Annotated in this window: 7 protein-coding genes and 1 pseudogene; 3 read left to right on the forward strand and 5 right to left on the reverse strand. The window is 66.9% G+C overall.

Annotation, left to right across the window (positions count from 1 at the left end):
- Positions 1 to 25: 25 nt before the first annotated feature.
- From RR928_RS03560 to RR928_RS03575, 4 genes are all read right to left on the reverse strand, one after another.
- Positions 26 to 718, reverse strand: a complete 693-nt coding sequence (locus RR928_RS03560; protein WP_332535026.1) for an ABC transporter ATP-binding protein — start codon at positions 716 to 718, stop codon at positions 26 to 28.
- A gap of 13 nt (positions 719 to 731) precedes the next feature.
- A complete protein-coding gene (gene miaA, locus RR928_RS03565; RefSeq protein WP_332549611.1) occupies positions 732 to 1,739 on the reverse strand; it encodes a tRNA (adenosine(37)-N6)-dimethylallyltransferase MiaA in 1,008 nt (335 codons plus the stop codon).
- 81 nt (positions 1,740 to 1,820) lie between these two features.
- Positions 1,821 to 3,011: a multidrug effflux MFS transporter gene (locus RR928_RS03570; protein WP_332535048.1), complete on the reverse strand. Its 1,191-nt coding sequence runs from the start codon at positions 3,009 to 3,011 to the stop codon at positions 1,821 to 1,823.
- A 110-nt stretch (positions 3,012 to 3,121) separates the two neighbouring features.
- Positions 3,122 to 3,964, reverse strand: coding sequence for an alpha/beta hydrolase (locus RR928_RS03575; RefSeq protein WP_332535046.1), 843 nt, complete (start codon positions 3,962 to 3,964; stop codon positions 3,122 to 3,124).
- Positions 3,965 to 4,076: 112 nt separating this feature from the next.
- Between RR928_RS03575 and RR928_RS03580 the strand changes: the two genes are divergently transcribed.
- The gene (locus RR928_RS03580; RefSeq protein ID WP_332535022.1) at positions 4,077 to 4,946 is read left to right on the forward strand and encodes a methylglyoxal synthase; all 870 of its coding nucleotides are present in this window, start codon (positions 4,077 to 4,079) and stop codon (positions 4,944 to 4,946) included.
- A 64-nt stretch (positions 4,947 to 5,010) separates the two neighbouring features.
- Here the strand turns inward: RR928_RS03580 and gdhA are convergent, their stop codons facing one another.
- The gene (gene gdhA / locus RR928_RS03585; RefSeq protein WP_332535021.1) at positions 5,011 to 6,357 is read right to left on the reverse strand and encodes an NADP-specific glutamate dehydrogenase; all 1,347 of its coding nucleotides are present in this window, start codon (positions 6,355 to 6,357) and stop codon (positions 5,011 to 5,013) included.
- 298 nt (positions 6,358 to 6,655) lie between these two features.
- Between gdhA and RR928_RS03590 the strand changes: the two genes are divergently transcribed.
- Together RR928_RS03590 and RR928_RS03595 are read left to right on the forward strand one after the other, a co-directional pair.
- Positions 6,656 to 8,065, forward strand: coding sequence for an MFS transporter (locus RR928_RS03590; RefSeq protein WP_332681532.1), 1,410 nt, complete (start codon positions 6,656 to 6,658; stop codon positions 8,063 to 8,065).
- A pseudogene (locus RR928_RS03595) lies at positions 8,062 to 8,261 on the forward strand (hypothetical protein); the annotation flags it as partial. The gene RR928_RS03590 and the pseudogene RR928_RS03595, both read left to right, overlap by 4 nt.

Genomic DNA, 8,261 nt, shown 5'->3' on the forward strand with positions numbered 1-8,261 from the left:
GCCGGCCGCACCTCGCCGGCCGCACCTAGCCGGCCGCTCCCATGCCGTCCGCACGCAATTGCAGCACGCGGTCGGCACGCAGGGCGGCCTCGCGTGAATGGGTGGCCAGCACCAGCGCCGCGCCGGCGGCGCGCGCCTGGGAGGTGAGCAGGTCGAGAATGCGCGTGGCGGTTGCCGGGTCCAGGTTGCCCGTGGGTTCATCGGCCAGCAACAGGCGCGGGCGGTGTACCAGCGCGCGCGCAATCGCCACGCGCTGCAGCTGGCCGCCGCTGAGCTGCTGGGGCAGGCGCGTGCCCAGGCCCGCGAGGCCCACGGCGGCCAGCATTTCTTCGACGCGCGCGAGCGCGGCCGCGTCCAGCCGCCCGCCCAGCAGCATCAGCGGCAGGCCCACGTTCTGCGCCACGTCGAGGTGGGGCAGCACATGAAAAGCCTGGAAGACGAAACCCAGCTGGGTGCGACGCCAGATGGCGCGCTGGTCCTCATCGAGTCCGCCCAGATCCGTGCCGGCGTGCACGATGCGGCCTGCATCCCAGTGATCGAGCCCGGCCAGGCAGTTGAGCAATGTCGATTTGCCCACGCCCGACTCGCCGACGATGGCGACGAACTCGCCGGGCGCGACATCGAACGAGACCGCGCTGAACACGCTCGCGCCCGCATAGTGCTTGGCGAGATCCTGCACGGAGATGGCTGGGCGAGTGGGCAGTGGCGCTGCGTGCATGGCGTGGGCCGATTCAGTTCCTGTGCGCGGCCAGATGGTCGAGCACGGCCTGCACCAGGGCCGGCGTCGCATCGGCTGCGTCGCAGGCGATCACCTGGCGCTGCGGCATGCTGCGCAGCCAGGTGATCTGGCGCTTGGCGAGCTGGCGCGTCGCGGCAATGCCTTTTTCGCGCAGCAGATGGCGGTTGAGTTCGCCGCCGCGCCGCGTCTGCCAATCCATCTCGTCCCAGACCTGGCGATAGCCCACGCAGCGCATCGATGGCAGATCGGCATGCAGGTCGCCGCGCGCGCGCAGTCCCGCGACTTCGGCGACCAGGCCCGCATCAAGCATGGCGTCGAAGCGCTGGGCGATGCGCGCATGCAGCCAGCTGCGCTCGGCAGGCTCGAGAGAAAACAGCGTCGCAATGGCCGGGGCGTGCGCGCCGGCCGCGTCGGCCGTGGCCGCGCGCGCGCGTGTGTGAAAGTGCGACAGCGGCTGGCCCGAAATCATGAAGACTTCGAGCGCGCGCTGGATGCGCTGGCTGTCGCCGGGCGCGAGCCGCGCCGCGGTTTCGGGGTCGACCTGGGCGAGTTCGGCGTGCAGGCCATGCCAGCCTATGAGCGCGGCGCGCTGCTCGAGCTGGGCGCGCACTGCGGCATCGGCTGCGGGCATGTCGTCTATGCCGTCGAACAAGGCCTTGAAGTACAGCATGGTGCCGCCGACCAGCAGCGGCAATGCCCCGCGCGCGCGGATTTCAGCGATCAGGCGCTGGGCATCCTGCACGAATTCAGCTGCGCTGTAGGCCTGCAGCGGATCGCGGATGTCGATCAGGTGATGGGGCACGGCGGCCTGCTCGGCGGCCGAGGGCTTGGCCGTGCCTATGTCCATGCCGCGGTAGACCAGGGCCGAATCGACGCTGATGATTTCCACGGCCTGGCCGCGCGCGCCCAGCACGGCCGCAAGCGCCATGGCGCCCGCGGTCTTGCCCGAGGCGGTGGGGCCGGCGATGGCGATGCAGGGCAGGAGAGGGGGGGCGGTCATGTCGCTCATAGTCACAAAACAGCGGCCCGGCCGCAAGGGGCAGGGCCGATAGGGTCATCGAAAAAGGGTGAAGCGGGAATTTCAGAGGTGGCTGGTCTGGCCAAAGCGGCGCACCAGCAGCCAGGCCGTGAGCGCGGTGCACGCGCCCCAGAAGGCCACGCCCGCGGACAGGGCCATGGTGCTGCCGTCGAGGTGCAGGCCCAGCCAATGGCCCATGGCAAACGCGACCAGCATCATGCCAAAGCCGTTGACGGCCGACGCCGTCCCGGCCGACTGTGGAAAAGGGGAAATCGCATTGCTCTGCCCGCAGGGCATGTGCACGCCGTGGGCCAGTTGAAACAGCAGGAAAGGCAGCGCATAGGCCCAGACGCTTTGCAGTCCGGCGAGTGCCGAGGCCAGCATCGCCAGGCCGGCCAGCGCGCTTGCCAGGCCGGCCCAGGCCACGCAGCGCTGCACGCTCCAGCGGCGCAGCATGCGCCGGCACAGAACCGTGCCGCCGATGTAGAACAACGCGTTGGCGCCCATCATCAGGCCGTAATGGCTGCGCTCCATGCCCAGCACTTCGATATAGGTGAACGACGAGGCCGCGAGATTGGTGAAAAGTCCGGCGTAGCTGAAGATGGTCAGCAGGTTGTAGGCCTGGAAAGTCGGATGGCGCACGATGCGCGCCCAGTTGCGTGCCAGCGCCAGCGGCTGCAGCGCCTGCGCATTGCGCTGGGGCAACGACTCCTGAAAGCGCAGTGCCGCGAACAGCAGCACGACCGCGCCCAGCAGCGCTTGCGCGACCATGGTCGAACGCCAGCCCAGCAGTTCGACCAGCAGACTGCCGCTGACCGGCGCGAGAAAAGCGATCATGCCCAGGCCGCTGAGCGCGCGCGACATGGCCTGCGCGCCCTGTACCGGGCCGTAGAGATCGCGCACCACGGCGCGCGCGCACATCACGCAGGCGCCGAGCGCCGCGCCCTGCAGCGCGCGCCAGCCTATCAGCGCGCCCATGGAGTCGACTGCGGCGCAGCCCAGAGCGCCGATCACATAGCCCGCGACGCCGGTCAGCAGCACGGGCCGGCGGCCCCAGCGATCGGACAGCGGCCCCCAGAGCAACTGGGAGCAGCCGAAGGCCAGCAGCAGCGCGGTGAGCGTGAGCTGCACCTGCGCGACCGGCGCCGAAAAACCGGCTTGCAGCGCGGGCAGCGCCGGCAGATAGAGGTCGGTGGCCAGAGGCTGCAGGCCCAGCAGCAGACCGAGCAGAAGCACCACCAGCGCGGGCGACATCGTGGCGCCGGAGGCGGGCGCGGAAGTGAGCGGGGACACGGGCATAGCCGGCGAGCGTAGCAGACGCCAGAGCGCGGCGCGCGCAGTGCGTCCGAACGGTCTGACTGAAGTCAGGGCGCGGCCGGCAGGTCGAACAGTTCCTTCAGCGCCACGCGGTACTGCGGCAGTCCGATGGCGTTGGTGTTGTGGTGGCTGCCGCCCTCGACCAGCACCCAGCGCTTGGGCGATTGCGCGGCCGCATAGAGCTGCTCGCCCAGCGCGGGCGGAATCAGCCGGTCGCCGCTGCCATGCACCACCAGCAGCGGCGAGCCTATGCGCGCCACGCGTTGCTGCGAGTCAAAAGTCTGGGTGAGCAACGGCCCCACGGGCAGCCAGCCCCAGCGCATGCTGCCGATCACATCGGTCATGCGGCTGAACGTGCCTTCGACCAGCGTGCCGCGCTCGTCGTCGACTTCGCTGGCCAGCGCGATCGCGATCGCTCCGCCCAACGAGTGGCCGAACAGGTAGCGGTCGTTGCGCGGATGCTGCCTTGCCAGCCAGTCCCAGGCCGCGCGCGCGTCCTCGATCGCGAGCTTTTCCGAGGGCAGTCCGGCGCTGCTCTGGCCGAAGCCGCGGTAGTCGATGGCCAGCACCGAAAAGCCCAGCGACTGCATGCGGCGAATGCGCTGCGACGAGCCCGAGACATTCCAGCGCGCGCCGTGCAGATACAGCAGCACGGGTGCGTTGGCGCTCTTGGCCGGCAGCCACAGCGCATGCAGGCGCACGGCCTCGCCGCTCAGGCGCGAATCGAAGTCTATCCAGATGTCTTCCATGCCCGTCATGTCGGCGTTCTGCCAGCTGCGCTGGCTGGGCTGGAAGATCCATTCGCGCTGCTTGGCGTCGAGCAGCGCGCAGCCGCTGGTCGCCAGCAAGGTGCAGCAGGCGGCGGCAAGAACAAGGCGGGCAGGGCGCATAGGATGGATGAGGTTGAACGTGGCGCGGGAATTCAAGGATATGCTCTTGTTTATTGGCCGGCCCGGCTACGGGAATCGGTCTGCGTTCGGCTGTTTTTTTCGAGAGAGATCTATGCGCTTGGGTTTAGCTGCGAACCGTCTTCACCACCAGGCCGAGGACGCGGCCCTGTTCTCCTGGCTGCGCGCCTGCGAGTCCGGCATACGCGAACTGCAGCTCGGTCTGCACGCCGTGGGACGCACCTACGATGCGATCCAGGCCGCGGGCATGCTGCACGCGTATTCCGGCATGCGCCGCTATCCCTATGGCCGCGAAGGCGGGCTGATGAAGCTGGTCGCCGAAGTCGTGGGCCTGGAGGAAGATGAACGCCGGCTCGATGGCGCCATCTATTTCATCGACCCGGTCGATCCGTCGTCGATCTTTCCCGAAGCGCTGGCCTTGAAGCGCCAGTGCGTGATCCATGGCAAGCCTTTCCTGTCGACCGTGGCTTCGGCGCGCGACTGGATAGAAGTCGAACGCCTGCACCGCGGTTTGGTGCCCGATGTCGGCGCCCAGCGCTTTTATGCGCTCGAGTCGCAGACGCTGGCGCTGATCGCCCACGATGCGCTCAAGCCTGCGATGCTGGAATTCGCCGAGCGCAATTTCGCGCTGCTGTCGCGCTTCGCGCGCCGCGTGGGCACGGGCACCACGGGCCAGAAGCTCAACGAGATGGCCTGGAGCAAGGGCTGGCCCGCGGACCGGCCCTGGGTGGACCGCTACCAGAGCGGCCCGCTGGGCGGCGATGCGCAGATTGCCGATCTGGTGCTCGAGCGCCGCTGCCAGCGCGTGATCTTCTTCGAGGACCCGCATGTCGCGCGCCAGCACGAGGCCGACATCCAGCTGCTCGAGCGCGCCGTCACCACGGCCACGCACGAGACCGTCTGCATGACCACGCCCCAGGTCGCGCAGCGCTGGTGCGATGCGGCCTTGCTGCGCAGCAAGTAATCCTGGAAATACAGGCATGAAAAAGGGACCTTGCGGTCCCTTTTCTTTTACCTGCGCAGCGTGATTACACGACGCCCTGGGCAATCATCGCATCGGCGATCTTGACGAAGCCGGCGACGTTGGCGCCGTCGATGTAGCTCACCGTGCCGTCGGCGCGCTTGCCGTACTTCAGGCAGGCTGCATGGATGCCCTGCATGATCTGCAGCAGGCGGGCGTCGACTTCTTCGGCAGGCCAGGAAATGCGTGCCGAGTTCTGGCACATTTCCAGGCCCGAAGTGGCCACGCCACCGGCGTTCGAGGCCTTGCCCGGTGCGTACAGCACGCCCGCGGCTTCGAAGGCCTTGGCGGCTTCGATCGTGGCGGGCATGTTCGCGCCTTCGGCGACGCAGCGCACGCCGTTGGCGATCAGCGTCTTGGCGTCATCCAGGTCCAGTTCGTTCTGCGTCGCGCAGGGCAGTGCGACGTCGACCTTGATGCCCCAGGGCGTCTTGCCGGCGATGAACTCGACGCCGGGCACCAGCGCGGCGTAGTCGCTGACGCGGCCATAGCGGTGGTTCTTGACGTCCATCAGCAGCGCGAGCTTGGCGCTGTCAAAGCCTGCGGCGTCATAGACCGTGCCCGACGAGTCGGACACCGACACCACCTTGGCGCCCAGGGCCATGGCCTTTTCGACGGCGTACTGGGCGACGTTGCCCGAGCCCGACACCGAGACCGTGAGGCCTTCGAACGACTGGCCGCGGGTCTTGAGCATTTCCTGCGCGAAGTAGACCGTGCCGTAGCCCGTGGCTTCGGGGCGGATCAGCGAGCCGCCGAACGACAGGCCCTTGCCCGTGAACACGCAGGCCGCGCTGTTCGTGAGCTTCTTGTACATGCCGGCCATGAAGCCGACTTCACGGCCGCCCACGCCGATGTCGCCTGCTGGCACATCGGTGTCGGGGCCGACATGGCGGAACAGTTCGGTGACGAAAGCCTGGCAAAAGCGCATGACTTCGAGCGGGCTCTTGCCCTTGGGGTCGAAGTCCGAGCCGCCCTTGCCGCCGCCCATGGGCAGCGTGGTCAGCGCGTTCTTGAACGTCTGTTCGAACGCCAGGAACTTGAGCACCGACAGGTTGACCGAGGGGTGCAGACGCAGGCCGCCCTTGTAGGGGCCGATGGCCATGCTGTGCTGGATGCGGTAGCCGCGGTTGACCTGCACCTGGCCGCGGTCGTCGATCCAGCTCACGCGGAACATCACGGTGCGCTCGGCTTCGACCAGGCGTTCGAGCAGGCCGTTCTCAGCGTACTTGGGGTTCTTCTCGATGAAGGGCCAGAGGCTTTCCATCACTTCAGTGACGGCTTGCAGAAACTCGGGTTGGCCGGGATTGCGCTGTGCCACTTGTTCAAGGAAATGGCCGACGGACTCGTACTTCATGGAGAGAACTTTCTGACTAAAAAAACGGCTGCGTGAAAACGTGAAAAAAGATTATGCCAAAAATGTATGCCCTTATGCATCTTTTTGGGGAGGTCTTGTGCATGACTGGTGCGTTATTGGTTTTTTTGGTGCGTACGCGCGCCGAGATTGCCCTGTAATGGGGCGTTTTTGCAGATAGACGGCCAGGCCTGAAATTTGCTTTTCTTTTATGGGTGAGTGAAAATATTTTTTCATTCACCGTGGATTCCATATCAGTCCCTGCCCGGCAGTCGCTGCCGGGTTCAATCGGAGATCTCCCATGGCCGGTGAAATTCCCCTGTCGTCGTCCGCTGGCGCCACAGGCGCACAGATGCAGCAGCTGGAAAATGCGCTCAACCAGATCGGTGTGACGCGTTCGCACAAGAGCATCATCTTTCTCGTGGTGTGCGGCGTGCTGTTCGACGTGTTCGAGCAGAACGCGGTCGGCCTGGTCGGGCCGCTGCTGCGCGAGCAGTGGGGGCTCAGCGCCACCGACATCGGCTTTCTCAACACCATCACCTTCATCGCTGCCGCGATCGGCCGCCTGCTGTCGGGCTACATGGCCGACCGCTTCGGGCGGCGCACCATGCTGAATGTGAATCTGGCGCTGTTCACGCTGGGGGCGATCGGCTGTGCGCTCGCGCCGGGCTACACCATGCTGGCGATTGCGCGCTTTGTCGTCGGCTTCGGCCTGGGCGGCGAGATCACCACCGCCGTGACCATGCTGGCCGAGTTCTGCTCGGCCAAGTTCCGCGGCACGGCCGTGGGCCTGATCAACGTCGGCGGCGGCGGCCTGGGCAATATGCTCGCGCCCGCGTTCGCGCTGGGCGTGTTCGCGCTGTTTCCCGGCGAGAACGCCTGGCGCTGGCTGTTCGGTTGCCTGGTGCTGCCCGCGCTGTTCATCGTCTTCTACCGGCGCTTCATTCCCGAGACACCCCGCTATCTGCTGTCCAAGGGCCGGGTCGACGAGGCCAACCGCGTGCTGTCGATGCTCGCCAGCGGCAAGCTCGCCAACGCCGCGTTTCCGGTGCATGCCTACATCACCGCGAGCCGCGATGATCAGGCCCCGACCAGCGTGCGGCGCAATTCGTTTGCCGATATCTTTCGCGGCGGATATGCGCGCCGCACGATTGCCGTGGGCATTGCGTCGTGGATGACGTTTGGCGCCCAGCTGTCGGTGCTGACGCTGATGCCGACCATCCTGGTCGCCCAGGGCTACTCGATCACCAAGAGCTTCACCTTCACCATCATCATGCAAAGCGGCAGCCTGCTGGGCGCGCTCGCCGCATCCACCATGGGCTACTACTTCCCGCGCAAGCGCGTGCTGACCGCGGGCGCGCTGGCTGCATGTCTTGCCGGCCTGGCGTTCGGCAACTTCACCGGCAGCGTGGCCGTGGTGCTGCTGTGCGGCGCGCTGTTCCAGTTCTGCGTGCTGACGCTCAACACCTCGATCTGGATCTACGCGCCCGAGCTGTACCCGACACGCATCCGCGGCCTGGGCACTTCGTTCCTGCTCGCGCTGGGCACGATCGGTGGCGCGATGTCGCAGGTACTCGCCGGAAAGATGTTCGATCTGTATGGCGTGGCCGGCATGTTCGGAATGATCGCCGCGATGTATGTGCTGTTCGCCATCGCCGTGCAGTTCGCGCCCGAGACCTTTGGCCGTTCCATCGAGGAGGAGCAGACATGACCCAGCGCGCGGCGCCCGCAGCCCAGCTGTTGCTGATCAATCCGAACACGTCCGAGGCGACGACCGCGCTGATGGCGCAGCTCGCGCGCCAGCGCCTGCCCGCCCGGGTGGAGCTGCTCACTGCGACGGCGCAGGAAGGCGCGCCGTTGATCACCGACGAAGCTTCGCTGGCGATCGCAGTGCGCCAGGTGGTGCG

It is taken from the genome of Comamonas sp., from assembly GCF_036666375.1.
Classification (GTDB): domain Bacteria; phylum Pseudomonadota; class Gammaproteobacteria; order Burkholderiales; family Burkholderiaceae_C; genus Comamonas.

Bases quoted from the DNA above. Each gene is read 5' to 3' on its own strand.
- RR928_RS03560 (WP_332535026.1), bottom strand. From the start codon at position 718: ATGCACGCAGCGCCACTGCCCACTCGCCCAGCCATCTCCGTGCAGGAT.
- miaA (WP_332549611.1), bottom strand. From the start codon at position 1,739: ATGACCGCCCCCCCTCTCCTGCCCTGCATCGCCATCGCCGGCCCCACC.
- RR928_RS03570 (WP_332535048.1), bottom strand. From the start codon at position 3,011: ATGTCGCCCGCGCTGGTGGTGCTTCTGCTCGGTCTGCTGCTGGGCCTG.
- RR928_RS03575 (WP_332535046.1), bottom strand. From the start codon at position 3,964: ATGCGCCCTGCCCGCCTTGTTCTTGCCGCCGCCTGCTGCACCTTGCTG.
- RR928_RS03580 (WP_332535022.1), top strand. From the start codon at position 4,077: ATGCGCTTGGGTTTAGCTGCGAACCGTCTTCACCACCAGGCCGAGGAC.
- gdhA (WP_332535021.1), bottom strand. From the start codon at position 6,357: ATGAAGTACGAGTCCGTCGGCCATTTCCTTGAACAAGTGGCACAGCGC.
- RR928_RS03590 (WP_332681532.1), top strand. From the start codon at position 6,656: ATGGCCGGTGAAATTCCCCTGTCGTCGTCCGCTGGCGCCACAGGCGCA.